This window comes from Mobilicoccus pelagius NBRC 104925, assembly GCF_000247995.1.
GTDB classification, from domain to species: Bacteria; Actinomycetota; Actinomycetes; order Actinomycetales; family Dermatophilaceae; genus Mobilicoccus; species Mobilicoccus pelagius.
The window spans coordinates 79,573-94,678 of the sequence record NZ_BAFE01000007.1 but is presented as its reverse complement, the minus strand read 5'-3'; the positions used below and the strand labels follow the sequence as shown (position 1 = coordinate 94,678).

The window sequence follows — 15,106 nt, the reverse complement described above, 5'->3', positions numbered from 1 at the left end:
ATGCGGATCGCACGTTTCACCACCGGGGATGACCCGCGCTACGGCATCGTGCAGGGCGAGGGCGACGAGCAGTGGATCGCCGAGGTCGGCGGGGACCCGCTGTACACGCCCGTCTCCGGGACCGGGCAGCGCGTCGACATGGCGGACGCCCGGCTGCTCGCCCCGGTCATCCCGCGCAGCAAGATCATCGGCATCGGCCGCAACTACGCCGACCACGCCAAGGAGATGGGCAACGACCTGCCCACCAAGCCGCTGATGTTCCTCGTCCCCAACACGGCGGTCGTCGGACCGGGCGATCCGGTGGTCATGCCCGACCTCACGAACGAGGTGAGCTACGAGGGTGAACTCGCGGTGATCATCGGACGCATGTGCAAGGACGTGCCGGCCGACCAGGTCAAGAGCGTGATCTTCGGGTACACGTGCGCCAACGACGTCACGGCCCGGGACCTGCAGCGCGGAGACGGTCAGTGGGCGCGGGCGAAGGGCCTCGACACCTTCTGCCCGCTCGGGCCGTGGATCGAGACCGACCTCGACCCCGAGGACCTTCGTCTCGTCACGCGCCGCGACGGCGAGGTCGTGCAGGACGGCCGGACCTCCGACATGGTGTTCGACGTGCCCACCCTCGTCGAGGCATGTTCGCGGGCGTTCACGCTGTTGCCCGGCGACGTCATCCTCACCGGCACCCCGGCCGGGGTCGGGCCGGTCACCGACGGTCAGCGCGTCGAGGTCGAGATCGAGGGGATCGGCACCCTGTCCAACCCGTTCGTCCGGCGCTGAGTCGCCTGGTCCGGTTCCGCCGCCGCCCGGCCTTCCTCCGAGGCCGCGGCGGCGGCGCGCGAGGTCCAGGGGCCGGGCGAGCGGCGAAAACCTGTCCGTCGTGCTCGGTAGGCTGGGCCCATCATGACGACGACACCTGCCTCCGAACCCTCTGCGATCACGCCGCGTCTTCGCGTCGCGCCGTCGCCCACCGGCGATCCGCACGTCGGTACCGCGTACATGGCCCTGTTCAACCTGGCCTTCGTGCGCAAGCACGGGGGGAGGTTCGTGTTGCGGGTCGAGGACACCGACCGCGCGCGCTTCCGTGAGGACAGCGAGGCGCAGCTCTTCGACACCCTCGACTGGCTGGGGCTCAACTGGGACGAGGGGCCCGATGTCGGAGGACCGTACGCGCCGTACCGGCAGTCGGAGCGACTCGACACGTACGCGCCGTACATCGATCGCCTCATCGAGAGTGGCCACGCCTACTACTGCTGGTGCTCCTCGGAGCGACTCAAGGAGCTGCGGGCCGAGCAGGAGAGGTCGAAGTCGCCGGTCACGGGGTACGACCGGCTCTGCCACGGCAAGACCCGCGAGGAGCGGGCACAGCTGCCGGGGTTCTCCGAGACCCCCGTCGTGCGGATGCTCATCCCGGACGACGTCCCGCTGGAGTTCGACGACCTCATCCGCGGCACGCTCAAGGCGCCCCGTCCGGACGACCAGGTCATCCGCAAGGCCGACGGCTTCCCCACGTACCACATGGCCGTCGTCGTCGACGACCACGAGATGGGCATCACCCACGTGGTCCGTGGTGAGGAGTGGATCTCCTCGACGCCGAAGCACCTGCTGCTCTACCGCTGGCTCGGGCTGCCCGAGCCGAAGTTCGCGCACATGCCGCTGCTGCGCAACGCGAACAAGAGCAAGATCAGCAAGCGCAAGAACCCCGAGGCGCGGCTCACGTGGTTCCGCGACGAGGGCTACCTCCCGGAGGCGCTCGTCAACTTCCTCGCCCTGCTCGGCTATCCGCCGATCATCGAGACCGACGACGACGGTGAGCGTGTCGAGCGGGAGATGTTCTCGTTCGAGGAGTTCAGCGACGGGTTCGAGTGGAACAAGGTCAACCCGGTCGGGCCGGTCTTCGACCTCACGAAGCTCGACTGGCTCAACGGCATGTACGTCCGTGAGCTGCCGACGCACGAACTCGCGGCGCGACTGCTGCCCTACCTCGTCGCGGAGGGCGTCCTGCCGGAGCGTCCCGACCTCGGTGAGCTGGGTCGCCTCGAGGCGATCACCGCGCTCATCCAACCGCGTCTCACCCACCTGACGAAGGCAGGTCCGCAGGTCGCGCCGTTCTACGCCCCTGACGACGCCGTGCCCGTCGCCGACGACGCCCGCGGGCAGCTCAAGGACGACGCGCCGGCCGTGCTCGACGCGGCCGTCACGGCACTCGAGGGGATCTCGACCGAGGAGGGCGACATCTTCGGCGAGGGCCGCGGGTGGACGCACGAGAACATCGAGGCCGCCTTGCGCGCTGCGCTCGTCGAGGGCCTGGGGCTCAAGCCGAAGTTCGCCTTCGGGCCGCTGCGCACGGCGATCTCGGGGCAGCGTGTCTCGCCGCCGCTGTTCGAGTCGATGGAGATCCTCGGTCGTCACTCGACCCTCACGCGTCTGCGCGCGCTGCGAGCGACGCTGTGAGCAGGATACCGAGTCCGGGCGCGGCCCAGGGTGATCCCTGGGCCGCGCCCGTACGTGGGCTCCTCCTCGACATCGACGACACTCTCGTCGACACGCAGGCCGCGATGCGGGGGTCGTGCCGGGTCGGCGCGGCCGCCGCGTGGCCGGATCGGCCGGGGGAGGTGCACGAACGGATCTCCGACGTCTTCTACGACGACCCGGGCGGCTACTTCGACGCCTACACGCGCGGCGAGTACGCGTTCCCGGAGATGCGCGCGGCGCGCTACCACGAGGCGTGCCGCGCCGCCGGCCTGCCCGAGACGGGGTTCGAGACGTTCGAGGCGGCCTACCGGGAGGCGTTCGCCCGTTCGCAGGTCGCCTTCGACGACGCGCTGGCGTTCCTCGACGCGGCCGCCGCGACGGGGGTCGCCGTCGGGTTCGTCACGAACTCCGGCCAGGAGCAGACGGAGGTCAAGCTCGACGCCGTCGGCCTGCGCGGCAGGGGGCCCGTCGTCACGACCGACACCCTCGGCGTCGGCAAGCCCGACCCGGCGATCTTCACCCGGGCGATGGAACTCGTCGGCGGCAACCGGGAGGAGACCCTCGTCGTCGGCGACACCCTGCCCACCGACGTCGAGGGTGGCCTCGCCGCCGGGATGCGCGTCGCGTGGATCCAGCGGCCCGACCGACCCGAGCCGCGGAACGCCGGATGGGGCACGCCCGTCGACGACCCGCGAGTGCGCATCGTCGCCGGCCTCGCCGAGGTGACCGCGCTCCTTGGACCCGTTGTCGGGCGGGGACCGGTCCTCCGCCCCTGACGACCACGAACGACCTCGTCGACGGGACGATCCGTCTCAGGATGCGCGGCCCCGGGTCGACATGAGGAAGGAGGAGGATACGGACATGGAGCTGCGGGAGAGCCCTCGCGCCCGCACGCCGGGCGTGAACGCCATCCGCATCGCGGTGCCCGTGTGCGTCACCGGGCTCACGTCCTGGGCCTATGCCCGTGATCCGGCCGGCTGGGGCGCGGCACTCCTCACCCTCACCGCCGGCGGTTGTCTCGTCGTCGTGGGCGTGTGGCCGCACGTCCTGGGGGCGCGCCCGCGTCGGATCTGGGGATTGCTCACGCTGTCGCAGGCACTGTTCCTGCCTGCGGTCGTCGCCATGTTCGTGGGGCCCGAGTCGGCGCGGTGGTCGCTCGTGTCGAACCTCCTCTTCCTGGTCGGATACATCGCGTTCATGGGCTGGCTGGTGCTCCTCAACGCCGGCGTCAACGGCAGGGCCGTGGCGCTGCGCTCCTGCGTCGACACCCTCGCGGCGACGGTCGGCATGTTCCTCGTCCTGTGGACGTGCGCAGGGGTCGTCGACCGCGACGTGGCCGGCGTGTCCGCGATGAACGTCGTGTTTCCCCTCATCGACGTCGTGGCCGTCTCCCAGGCCGTCTACGTCACGATGCGAGTGGAGCCCCAGCTGCCTGCCTGGAGATGGGTTCTCGGCGCGGTGTCGTTCCAGACCTTCCTCGACGCCGCATTCTTCGTCATGGAGGCGCAGGGCCGAGAGCACGGCCAGAGCTGGCTGTGGTTGGGCTACATGACGAGCTACATGATGCTCGCCGTGGCGGTGACTCACCCGTCGGTGCGCCGGTCGGGGGCCGTTCCGGCGAGGCCGTGTCCGGGGATCGCATCCGGGCCCACGCGTGCCGTGTTCGTCCTCCTCGGGGTGGTGCTCGCGATCGTCTCGCTCATGGTTCCCGGCCACACCGACACCTACGAGCTGGTGCGGTCCCTGCTCGTGGCGGTCCTGCTCCTCACCCTGTTCGGTCGCGTGATGATGTCGTTGTCGCAGGCGTCGATCGCGGAGGCGAGGAGTCGTCATCGGACGACGCATGACCCCGTCACGGGCCTGCTCAACCGCACGGCGTTCCACGAGGCGTTCACCCGTGTCGCAGACCGACACCTCGCGCCGGGCCTCCGCCTGGCGGCCGTCGTCGTCGACGTCGACGGGTTCCAACGGTTCAACGACACGTGGGGACATCGGGAGGGGGACCGGCTGCTCCGAGGCCTCGCCCGGGCACTCGACCGGGCGTTCGGTGGGGACGGCATGGTGGCGCGGTACGGCGGCGACGAGTTCGTCGTCGTCAGGACGGTCGGCGACGACGCCTCGGTCCGTCGTCTCGTCGGTCGGGTGCACGAGGCCGTCGCGACTCCGGTGCCCGTCTCGTCGCGGCACGTCGAGGAGATCTCGACGGCGGCCGGTGTCGCGGTGGGCGAGATCGTGCCCGGCGGCGGCGTCGAGACGGTGCTGCAGCAGGCCGATGCCGCCCTCGTCGAGGCGAAGTCCCGGGCAAAGGACCGGTGCGTCGTCTACGACGACGAACTCGACGCGAGGCTGCGACATCGGTCGGCGATGGCCGAAGCGCTTCGTGCCGCCATCGCCGAGGATCGGCTCTCGGTCGCGTTCCAACCGATCCACACGGGGCCGCGCTTCTCCCGGCTCCGCGGATGGGAGGCGCTCGCCCGCTGGGAGGACCCGGAGCTGGGTGTCCTCACCCCCGCCGAGTTCGTCCCGCTCGCCGAGGAGACCGGCCTCATCTGCGACCTCGGTGACACGATCCTGCGGCGGGCGCTCGCCGAGTTCGCCCTGCTCCGCGCACGGCTCGGTGACGACGTCTCCGTGTCGATCAACGTGTCACCGGCCCAGCTCCACCAGACGGGGTTCCGGGCCTCGGTGCTCGAGGCAGTGTCCGTCTGCGGCGTGCCCGCGTCGGCGGTGCAGCTCGAGATCACCGAGTCGCTCCTCGTCGACGAGGACTCCCCACCGATCGCGACCCTCGAGGCCTTCCGCGCCGACGGGTTCGGTCTCGCCCTCGACGACTTCGGCACGGGTTACGCGTCCTTCACGACCCTGCGGCGGCTGCCGCTGTCATGCGTGAAGATCGACCGCTCCCTTGTCTCGCGGCTCGGGGAGGACCGCGACGCGGCGGGGCAGATCCGGGCGGTGCTCCACCTCGTCCGGAGCTTCCACATCGGCGGGATCGTCGCCGAGGGCGTGGAGACGGAGGAACAGGCGGAGCTCCTCGCGCAGCTCGGCTGCCCCGCGGTGCAGGGATGGTTGTTCGGCAGGCCGACGCCCGCCGCGCAGATCCTCGCCGCCGCCGACGCCGAGGCCCAGGGAATCGCCTCCGTCCGTGCGGTGGCGGGCGTGACCGCGGGGAAGGACGCGGTCACCGCCACGGGGCGACGGGGCGATTGAGCGACGGGGCCCACCGGAGCCCGATCACGGATCCACGCAGCCAGCCGCCCACGACGGGCTGTTCACCGCTCGGACGGCGAGGCGGCGACGGAGGGCGCCTCGGATCCCCCGGGCGGCGCCCCCGAGCTCCTCCGGCACTTGGTGAGGTACCGGTAGACGGTCGGTTCGGACACCGACAGACGTTGGGCCACCGCGGCGATGCTGCCCTCGAGGAGGGAGTGCTCCGGGTCGGCCAGATCATGAAGGACGACCTCGCATCGGGGGCCGAGAGCCTCACCCAGGAAGGCGACCAGGGATACGTACCGTTCGAGCATGGGGTCGGCCTCGTCTTCGGGGGCCGGTGCGTGGTGTCGGCCGTCGCCCCTGCCGTCCGGCGTCGGTCCCGTGTAGGAGTAAATGGATGACACGAGATTCTCATGGTGAGAGGGTTCTTCAATGGGGCGCCGGGATCCCCTCTCGGAGGAGCACTGATGAGCACACGACCCGTCGCTGCCGCACGGTCGAGGCCCCCCAGGAGCTCGAACGGCGCGGGCGGAGCCGCGCCGAGCACGCCCGCATGTCCGAGGAGGAATGGAAGATCGCGACCCGCTTCGGCTCCACGGACTGGGGTTGGATCATCATGAGCGTCGGCATGGCGATCGGGGCGGGGATCGTCTTCCTGCCCGTCGAGGTCGGGCTCGTCGGTCTCTGGGTGTTCCTCGTGTCCGCGGTCATCGCCCACCCTGCGATGTACCTCTTCCAGCGGTTGTTCATCGACACGCTCGCCGAGCCGCCCGAGTGCAAGGACCACCCGGGCGTCATCGCCGGACACCTTGGCAAGAACTGGGGATTCTTCCTCGGGTTGCTACTTCGTCATGCCCACCATCTGGGTGTTCGTGTACTCCACGGCGATCACCAACGACAGCGCCTCGTTCTTTCCTTCCTTCGGCGTGACCGAGGCCGTCTGGTCGGACAACCCGTTCTACGGCCTCGCCGTCATCTGCGCGCTGGTGCTGCTCGCCTCGCGCGCCGAAAGGATTCTCTTCCGTATCTCGACGGGCATGGTGCTCACGAAGCTCGCCGTGGTGGCGCTGCTCGGGTTCCTCATGGTGGGGCAATGGGACATCAGGAACATCGGCGCGTTCCCCGACCTCGGGTACCTCTCGTGACCGGCCTGTTGTCGGTGGTCTCCCCGTTCCTCGTCTTCTCCTGATCTCTAAGGATGTCCGTCGTGAACAACGAACGTCGAGCACAGCTGCTGGCCGCCCTGAACGCGGGCGTGCGCCCCGCGACGGGCTGTACCGAGCCCGTCGCCCTGGCCCTCGCCGCGGCGGAGGCCGCGCGCCGACTGGGTGAACCGGTGCGCCGCATCGAGGCGCGCCTGTCGGCCAACGTCCTCAAGAACGGCATGGGCGTCGCCGTCCCCGGCACGGGGCGTCGCGGCCTCGCGATCGCGGCCGCGGCCGGTGCCCTGGGCGGAGACCCGGACGCCGGGCTCGGCGTCCTCGCCGACCTCGACGCGGGTGCGGCGGCGCGGGCCCGTGAGATGGTCGACGCGCGCGACGTGCGGGTGGGCCTGGCCGAGGAGCCGTACATCCTGTGGGCCGAGGCCCGCGTGTTCGGCGACGAGCACTCCGCCCGCGTGTGCATCGTCGGTGGCCACACCGACGTCGTCGTGATCGAACGCGACGGGGTCGCCCTGCTGGAACGCCCGCTGCCGCCGCCCGACACGATCGACCCCCACGTCGAGCTGCTCACGTCGTCCTCGCTCGCCGAGGTGGTGGAGACGGCCCTCACCGCCGACCTGGCCGAGCTGTCCGTCGCCGACGAGGCCGACCGGCTCAACATGGCGCTCGTCGAGGCGGGCCGATCGGGGGAGTACGGCCTGGCGTTGGGGCGCAACCTGCTCGTCGCGGTCGACAAGGGCCTCGCCTCGGACGACCTGGCGAACCGCATGGTGGCCCTCACCGCGGCCGCGTCCGACGCCCGCATGGGTGGGGCGCCGCTGCCCGCCATGACCAACGCCGGCTCCGGCAACCAGGGCATCACCGTGACGGTGCCGGTGTGCGTCGTCGCCGACCACGTCCACGCCACCCCGGAGCAGCGCACCCGGGCGATCGCGATGTCGCACCTCGCGGCCCTGTACCTGCACGCCCACCTGCCCGTCCTGTCGGGGCTGTGCGCCACGACGACGGCCGGCATGGGCGCGGCCGTGGGCATGTCGTGGCTGCTCGACGGCAACCTCGAGACGGCCGATGCGGCGATCCGCCTCATGGCCGCCGACGTCATGGGCATGCTGTGCGACGGCGCGGGCACGGGCTGCGCCAACAAGGTCTCCTCGTCGGTGGGCTCGGCCTACCGGGCGGTCGTCTCGGCGATGGCGGGCTCCCGCATGCCGTACGACGAGGGCATCGCCGGCCGCGACGCCGACGAGACGGCCCGGTTCATCGGCCGCCTCGTCCGCGACGGCATGACGGGCACCGACCGCGAGGTCCTCGCGATCATGCGGAGCAAGAACGCCTGACGCCTCCGCGCGTTCACGACGCGCGGAGAGTGCCCACACCTACGAGGTTCCCGCCCGGGGCGCGGCAGTGGATCGCCCCGCCCGTGTCGGAGCGGCAGGTCCGCGCAACCGGCGCCCATGGCGGCGACGGCGCCCACCTCTCCCGGGTTCGTCGTGCGTTCCTCGGCCTCGGACACGAACCCAGCCGGGAGGGCACGCAGCGGTCGCACGGCCGGGTCGGTTCGGCGGGTCGATACCCGATGAACGGCGGTTCGACCCAGCGAGGTGGGTCGAGCCGTCTCAGGTGAGGCCGAGAGGCAGGCCGGTGGCGTACTCGCCGTCGACGACCGGCCCGAAGTCCTCCTCCAGGCCGAGTGTGCGGGCGAGCGCGACGAGGGTCTCGCCGAGTCCGGCGTCGAGGCGGTGGGTCGCCTCGGCGTCGCCGCGGGTGCGTCCGCGCGTGACGATCGCGACGGGCCGCCCCGCCTTGTGGGAGTGCCGCACGAACCGGTAACCGCTCATCACCTTGAGGCTCGACCCCAGCACGAGGAGCGTCTGCGAGGCGTCGACGGCCTCGTACGCGCGGGCCACGCGGTCCTTGGGCACGTTCTCGCCGAAGTACACGACGTCGGGTTTGAGGGTGTCGGCGCCGCAGCGCTCGCACGTCGCGAGGACGAACGACGCGACGTCCGCGTCCGCCAGGGTGACGTCGCCGTCGGGGCGGATCTCGCCGGTGCGCACCCGCTCGGCGAACCCGGGGTTGAGCCGCGCGAGCCGCGCCTCCATGTCCTCGCGCGGGATGCGGTTCTCACAGGTCAGGCAGCGCACGAGCGAGAGCGTGCCGTGCAGTTCGAGCACGTCGGCGGCGCCCGCCCGCTGGTGCAGCCCGTCGACGTTCTGCGTGATGATCGAGTCCGCGAACCCGTGGCGCTGCAGCGCGGCGACCACGCGGTGCCCGGCGTTGGGGCGCGACGCGGCGAACCGCTGCCAGCCCACGTGCGCCCGCGACCAGTAGCGGCGGCGCGAGTCGGGCCCGGCCGTGAACTCCTGATACGTCATCGGCTGCACCCGCCGCTGCCCGTCGGGGCCGCGGTAGTCGGGGATGCCCGACTCGGTGCTCATGCCCGCGCCGGTGAGGACGCACACCCGCCCGCCGGCGACGAGGTCGGCGATCTCGTGGAGGACGTCCAGGTCGGTGTGCGGTGCGTTCACGCCGCCGAGTATGCCGCGACCGGCCCGCCGCGCGGCGGGCCGGTCGTCGGTGTGGCGCCGGTCGGTGCGGCGTGCGTCGCCGTGACGCGGGCGGTCTGTCAGCCCTTCTTCGCGCGCTTCTGGATGTTCGCCCACTCGTCGCGCAGGCCCACCGTGCGGTGGAACAGCATCGGCGTGCGCGGGTCGTGCGCGAAGTAGCCGAGCCGCTCGAACTGCACGACCTCGCCCGGCGCGGTGTCGGCGAGGGCCGGCTCGACCTTGGCGGAGAGGAGTTCGCGACTGTCGGCGTTGAGGTCGTCCATCGGGTCGCCGGTGCGCTCACCGGGCACGGGCGCGGTGAACAGCCGTTCGTAGAGGGCCACCTGCGCGTCGATCGCGTGGTCCGCCGACACCCAGTGCATCGTCGACTTGACCTTGCGGCCGTCGGGCGCGGCGCCGCCGCGGGACTCCGGATCCATCGTCACGTGGACCCGCGTCACCTCACCGGCCTCGTCCTTGTCGACACCGGTGCACGTGACGAGGTATGCGCCGCGGAGGCGCACCTCACGGCCGGGGGAGAGGCGGAAGAACTTCGGCGGCGGGACCTCGGCGAAGTCGTCCCGCTCGATGAACAGCCGGCCCGTGAACGGGACGCTGCGCATGCCGTTCTCGGGGTTCTCCGGGTTGTTGACGACGTCGAAGTGGTCGACCGTCGGCGTGCCGTCCTCGTTCGTCGGCCAGTTGTCGATGACGACCTCGAGCGGCCGCAGGACGGCCATGCGGCGCTGACTCGTGCGGTTGAGGTGCGTGCGCACGAAGCTCCCGAGGAGCTCGATGTCGTGACGGCTGTTCGTCTTCGTGAGACCGATGTAGGAGCAGAACTCCCGGATCGCGGTCGGCGGGTAGCCCCGACGACGCAGGCCCGAGATCGTGGGCATGCGCGGGTCGTCCCACCCGTCGACGACACCGTCCTCGACGAGGGACTTGAGACGACGCTTGCTCGTCACCGTGTGTGTGAGCTCCAGCCGCGCGAACTCCCGCTGCTTCGGCGCGGTCGTCTCGAGGGGGAGCTGCGCGAGGTACCAGTCGTAGAGCGGCCGGTTGCTGCGGAACTCGAGCGTGCAGAGGGAGTGCGTGACGCCCTCGATCGCGTCGGACTGACCGTGCGCCCAGTCGTAGGTGGGGTAGATGCACCAGGTGTCGCCCGTACGGTGGTGGTGGCTGCGGCGGATGCGGTACATCACCGGGTCGCGCAGCTGCATGTTCTCGTTCTGCATGTCGATCCGCGCCCGCAGCACCCGCGAGCCGTCGGGGTACTCCCCGGCGCGCATCCTGCGGAACTCGGCGAGGCTCTCCTCGGCGGGGCGGTCGCGGAACGGCGACTCGACGCCCGGCTTGCCGTAGCCGCCGCGCTGCGCCGAGATCGTCTCGCCGTCCTGCTCGTCGACGTACGCCTTGCCCTGCTCGACCATCCACTCGGCCCACGCGTACAGCTGCTCGAAGTAGTCCGAGGCGAAGAGCACGGAGGCGGGCTCGAAGCCGAGCCACGCGATGTCCTCCTGGATGGAGTCGACGAACTCGACGTCCTCGACGTCCGGGTTCGTGTCGTCGAGGCGGAGGTTGCACGACCCGTGGAAGTCGCGGGCGATGCCGAAGTCGACGCAGATCGCCTTGGCGTGACCGATGTGGAGGTAGCCGTTGGGCTCCGGGGGGAACCGGGTCTGAACCCGCCCGCCGTAGGTACCGGCCTCGATGTCGGCGCGGATCTCGTCGCGCACGAAGTCGCTGGTGGGGGCAGGGGATGCGGCCTCGGTCATGGGTTCGACTCTACCGTGGGTGCCGCCTCGCCGACCGCTCGCCGTGACGGCGATGGAGGTGGGACGGTTCACGGGGAAAGGCCCGGCGAGGGCGATGCCCGTGTTCCATGAGGGTACGGATTTGGGTTGCCCGGCGATGAACCGGTACAGTTTCTCCTCGTGATCGCGGGCACGCCGCGCACCCGGCAACGGGCGGCGAACGGGCCTGGGATACCCCATGGGGTATGGTGTAATTGGCAGCACGACTGATTCTGGTTCAGTTAGTCTAGGTTCGAGTCCTGGTACCCCAGCTCCGAAACGAGGTTCGCCTCGATTTGGACGAGGACTATCGTTCAGATAGTCTTCACCAGCAGTTCGACGGCCCCGTTGTGTAGTGGCCTAGCACGCCGCCCTCTCAAGGCGGTAGCGCCGGTTCGAATCCGGTCGGGGCTACAAGACCGAAAGCCCGTCTCCTCGGAGGCGGGCTTTCGTCGTGTCCGGGGGCTTCTTCCCGTTCGACACCGCCACATCGTGCCCCCGCAGTCGTGTGGGTGAGGGGCGATGGGTGGCGCCGGCCGCCGGGAGGGTCAGAGGTCGCGGCAGGCGTCGCGCGTCGCGGCGACGAACACGTCGTCGAGCTCCTCGGGCTGCTGATGTCCGAGCCCCACGACGAGGCGCACGTCGGCATGGGAGACGAATTCACCGAGGCGGTGTGCGGCCGCGACGGGGACCACGGGGTCGTCCGTGCCGTGGACGACGACGACCGGGACGTCGAGACGGCCCAGCCGATCCGCCCAGGGATCCTGGAGACCCATCGCCCGACGCTGCCGTTCCATGCCGGCCCACGAGACGCCCCGTCGCCACGTCGTCTCCGCGTGCCACGTCACGTACTCGGGGGAGAAGGGGAACCGCGGCCCGGCGATCGTCGGCAACGCCCGCCGCTCCCAGTCGAGATACGTCGGCAGATCCGTGAACGGCGCGGGCGTGACGGGAGCGGGTGGAGGACCGACGGTCTCCTTGGCGAACGTGAAGAACAGGCCGAGGCCGCGCACGTCGTCGGGGTGGGTGAGGGCGAGGAGCTGCGCGATCGCGCCACCCATCGACCGGCCGCAGACGACCGCGGGACGGCCGAGCGTCTGGAGGAGCCCGTGGACGTCCTCGACCATGTCCGCCAGCGTGTACTCGACCCCGTCGAAGCGGCTCGAACGACCCACGTCGCGGCTGTCGACGCGGACGATGCGGAATCCCCGCCCGGCGAGACGGTCGCAGAAGGACTCCGGCGTCGAGACGAGTTGGGCGGAGTGCCCCTCGAGCTGGACGACGAGAGGGCCGTCCTCGTCACCTCGCTCGTCGATGCACAGCGTCGTGCCGTTCGGGCAGGTGACGAGGCGTTCCATGTGCGGATCGTAGGCTGCCGCGGCGTCGCGCCGACCCGGCGCCGACCGGGCGACACGACGCCCGCGGGCCCGGACTGCAATCACCGACGGCGCGCACGACCTCGGGGGCCGAGGGCGCCGACGGCCTGACCTGCAGAGACGTCGAGAGGGCGTCTCCGCCCCGACCTCGGTGATCGCATTCCCGGCCGGGCGGCACCGGTAGGGGCGGGCCGGGCAGCGCCGCACAGGGGCGGCTCCGGCGCCGAGAGGCACGGGTGTCTGGGGCCTGCGATCAGACCGAGTGGCGGGGGTCGGAGGTCGTACCCTGCTGGGCGGCGTGCGCCCGCTGCAGGACCTCGGTGAGCTTGTTCGCGCCGGCGACGACCGTGGCGGCGTGCAGACGGCCGGGCTGGCGGGAGACCCGCTCGATGGGGCCGGAGATCGACACGGCGGCGATGACACGACCGGCCGGGTTGCGCACCGGGGCGCTCACCGAGGCGACGCCCGGCTCGCGCTCGCCGACGCTCTGCGCCCATCCGCGGCGGCGGACGCCCGAGAGGGTCGTCGCGGTGAACTCGGCACCCTGGAGGCCGCGGTGGAGACGGTCGGGCTCCTCCCAGGCGAGGAGCACCTGCGCGGCGGAGCCGGCGAGCATCGACAGGGTCGCGCCGACCGGGATCGAGTCGCGCAGGCCCATCGGGCGCTCGGCCGCGGCGACGCAGATTCGCATGTCGCCCTGGCGGCGGAAGAGCTGGGCACTCTCGTGGGTGTGGTCCCTCAGCGCGCCGAGCACGGCGCCGGCCGCGGCGAGGAGACGGTCCTCACCGGCGGCCGAGGCAAGTTCACCGAGGCGCGGGCCGAGGATGAACCGCCCCTGCATGTCGCGGGAGACGAGCCGGTGGTGCTCGAGCGCCACGGCGAGGCGGTGCGCCGTCGGGCGTGCGAGGCCCGTGCTCGCGACGAGCTGGGCGAGCGTCGCCGGACCGGCCTCGAGAGCACCGAGGACGAGAGCGGCCTTGTCGAGGACTCCGACACCACTGGACTTCTCCATGGACGCCATCCTGCCGTCTCGACCCATGAGACGCAAGTGCCTCACATCCTGAACTTCTCCGACCCTCGACCTAGCCTGGCACCCACCCGCCCGGCAGCGAGCATGTGAAGGAGCACCATGAGCGGCACCCTGGCCGAGAAGGTCTGGCGCGACCACGTCGTGCGGTCCGCCGACGGCGAACCCGACCTGCTCTACATCGACCTCCACCTCGTCCACGAGGTGACGAGCCCGCAGGCGTTCGACGGCCTGCGGCTCGCGGGACGACGTCTCCGACGCCCCGACCTCACCATCGCGACCGAGGACCACAACGTCCCCACCCTGCCCGGCCCGATCACCGACGAGACGAGCCGCACCCAGGTCGAGACCCTGCGCCGCAACTGCGAGGAGTTCGGCGTCCGACTGCACCCGATGGGCGACGCCCAGCAGGGCATCGTCCACATCATCGGCCCCGAGCTCGGCCTCACCCAGCCCGGCATGACGGTCGTCTGCGGCGACTCCCACACCTCCACCCACGGCGCATTCGGCGCCCTCGCGTTCGGCATCGGCACGAGCGAGGTCGAGCACGTCATGGCGACGCAGACCCTGCCGCTCAAGCCGTTCCGCACGATGTCGGTGACGATCGACGGGGAGATCCCGCCCGGCGTGACGAGCAAGGACGTCATCCTCGCCGTCATCGCAAAGATCGGCACCGGCGGCGGGCAGGGCCACGTCATCGAGTACCGCGGCAGCGCCGTCGAGGCGTTGTCGATGGAGGCGCGGATGACGATGTGCAACATGTCTATCGAGGCCGGTGCCCGCGCGGGGATGATCGCCCCCGACGAGACGACGTTCGCCTACCTGAAGGGCCGCCCGCACGCGCCGAAGGGCGCCGACTGGGACGCCGCCGTCGAGTACTGGAAGACCCTCCGCACCGACGACGACGCGACGTTCGACTCCGAGGTCCACCTCGACGCGTCCGAACTCACCCCGTTCGTCACATGGGGCACGAACCCCGGCCAGGGGGCGCCCCTCGGGGCCTCCGTCCCCGACCCCGAGACCGTCGCCGACGAGGCCGAGCGCACGGCGACCCGCAGCGCCCTCGACTACATGGGCCTGACGCCCGGCACCCCCCTGCGCGACGTCGAGGTCGACACCGTCTTCGTCGGCTCGTGCACGAACGGTCGCATCGAGGACCTCCGCGCGGTCGCCGACGTTCTTCGTGGACGCCGCGTCGCCGACGGGGTGCGGATGCTCGTCGTGCCCGGCTCCGGACAGGTCGCCGCCCAGGCCGAGCAGGAGGGCCTCGACGCCGTCGTCACCGCCGCCGGTGCCGAATGGCGCCTCCCCGGCTGCTCGATGTGTCTCGCGATGAACCCCGACAAGCTCGCCCCGGGGGAGCGGTGCGCCTCGACGAGCAACCGCAACTTCGAGGGCCGTCAGGGCAAGGGCGGACGGACCCACCTCGTCAGCCCCGCCGTCGCCGCCGCCACCGCGGTGCGTGGGCGCCTCGCCGCGCCCGCCGACCTCTGACCGCCGCGCGAGCCCCAGG

The 15,106-nt window shown here is 71.3% G+C and carries 12 protein-coding genes and 2 tRNA genes; 9 read left to right on the top strand and 5 right to left on the bottom strand.

The window, feature by feature from the left end; genetic code table 11:
• The 4 genes from MOPEL_RS02015 to MOPEL_RS15605 all read left to right on the top strand — a co-directional run bounded on the left by MOPEL_RS02015 (position 1) and on the right by MOPEL_RS15605 (position 5,682).
• Positions 1 to 777 (top strand): fumarylacetoacetate hydrolase family protein, encoded by a 777-nt coding sequence (locus MOPEL_RS02015; RefSeq protein ID WP_009481182.1) that lies wholly within the window; start codon positions 1 to 3, stop codon positions 775 to 777.
• Between the two features lie 123 nt (positions 778 to 900).
• A complete protein-coding gene (gene gltX / locus MOPEL_RS02010; protein ID WP_009481181.1) occupies positions 901 to 2,451 on the top strand; it encodes a glutamate--tRNA ligase in 1,551 nt (516 codons plus the stop codon).
• Complete coding sequence (locus MOPEL_RS02005) at positions 2,448 to 3,248, top strand: HAD family hydrolase (RefSeq protein ID WP_009481180.1); 801 nt, start codon at positions 2,448 to 2,450, stop codon at positions 3,246 to 3,248. Before gltX ends, MOPEL_RS02005 begins: the two co-directional genes overlap by 4 nt.
• An 85-nt stretch (positions 3,249 to 3,333) precedes the next feature.
• The gene (locus MOPEL_RS15605) at positions 3,334 to 5,682 is read left to right on the top strand and encodes a putative bifunctional diguanylate cyclase/phosphodiesterase (RefSeq protein WP_009481179.1); all 2,349 of its coding nucleotides are present in this window, start codon (positions 3,334 to 3,336) and stop codon (positions 5,680 to 5,682) included.
• Positions 5,683 to 5,744: 62 nt separating this feature from the next.
• Here the strand turns inward: MOPEL_RS15605 and MOPEL_RS01995 are convergent, their stop codons facing one another.
• Positions 5,745 to 5,996 (bottom strand): PAS domain-containing protein, encoded by a 252-nt coding sequence (locus MOPEL_RS01995; RefSeq protein WP_040632337.1) that lies wholly within the window; start codon positions 5,994 to 5,996, stop codon positions 5,745 to 5,747.
• A gap of 540 nt (positions 5,997 to 6,536) precedes the next feature.
• Between MOPEL_RS01995 and MOPEL_RS18040 the strand changes: the two genes are divergently transcribed.
• Together MOPEL_RS18040 and MOPEL_RS01985 are read left to right on the top strand one after the other, a co-directional pair.
• Positions 6,537 to 6,830 (top strand): amino acid permease, encoded by a 294-nt coding sequence (locus MOPEL_RS18040; protein WP_009481177.1) that lies wholly within the window; start codon positions 6,537 to 6,539, stop codon positions 6,828 to 6,830.
• Between the two features lie 62 nt (positions 6,831 to 6,892).
• On the top strand, positions 6,893 to 8,185 hold the full coding sequence (locus tag MOPEL_RS01985) for an L-cysteine desulfidase family protein (protein ID WP_009481176.1): 1,293 nt from the start codon (positions 6,893 to 6,895) through the stop codon (positions 8,183 to 8,185).
• Between the two features lie 279 nt (positions 8,186 to 8,464).
• Here the strand turns inward: MOPEL_RS01985 and MOPEL_RS01980 are convergent, their stop codons facing one another.
• Complete coding sequence (locus MOPEL_RS01980) at positions 8,465 to 9,376, bottom strand: NAD-dependent protein deacetylase (protein ID WP_245544685.1); 912 nt, start codon at positions 9,374 to 9,376, stop codon at positions 8,465 to 8,467.
• A gap of 98 nt (positions 9,377 to 9,474) precedes the next feature.
• On the bottom strand, positions 9,475 to 11,172 hold the full coding sequence (locus MOPEL_RS01975) for a glutamine--tRNA ligase/YqeY domain fusion protein (protein WP_009481174.1): 1,698 nt from the start codon (positions 11,170 to 11,172) through the stop codon (positions 9,475 to 9,477).
• Between the two features lie 218 nt (positions 11,173 to 11,390).
• Between MOPEL_RS01975 and MOPEL_RS01970 the strand changes: the two genes are divergently transcribed.
• Together MOPEL_RS01970 and MOPEL_RS01965 are read left to right on the top strand one after the other, a co-directional pair.
• Positions 11,391 to 11,462 (top strand) — tRNA-Gln (locus MOPEL_RS01970).
• Between the two features lie 69 nt (positions 11,463 to 11,531).
• Positions 11,532 to 11,604, top strand: a tRNA-Glu gene (locus tag MOPEL_RS01965).
• Between the two features lie 134 nt (positions 11,605 to 11,738).
• On the opposite strand, the gene MOPEL_RS01960 is transcribed toward MOPEL_RS01965, so the two are convergent.
• A complete protein-coding gene (locus tag MOPEL_RS01960; RefSeq protein WP_009481173.1) occupies positions 11,739 to 12,548 on the bottom strand; it encodes an alpha/beta fold hydrolase in 810 nt (269 codons plus the stop codon).
• A gap of 271 nt (positions 12,549 to 12,819) precedes the next feature.
• Positions 12,820 to 13,578, bottom strand: coding sequence for an IclR family transcriptional regulator (locus MOPEL_RS01955; RefSeq protein ID WP_009481172.1), 759 nt, complete (start codon positions 13,576 to 13,578; stop codon positions 12,820 to 12,822).
• Positions 13,579 to 13,695: 117 nt separating this feature from the next.
• Between MOPEL_RS01955 and leuC the strand changes: the two genes are divergently transcribed.
• On the top strand, positions 13,696 to 15,087 hold the full coding sequence (gene leuC, locus MOPEL_RS01950; protein ID WP_009481171.1) for a 3-isopropylmalate dehydratase large subunit: 1,392 nt from the start codon (positions 13,696 to 13,698) through the stop codon (positions 15,085 to 15,087).
• Positions 15,088 to 15,106 lie beyond the last annotated feature (19 nt).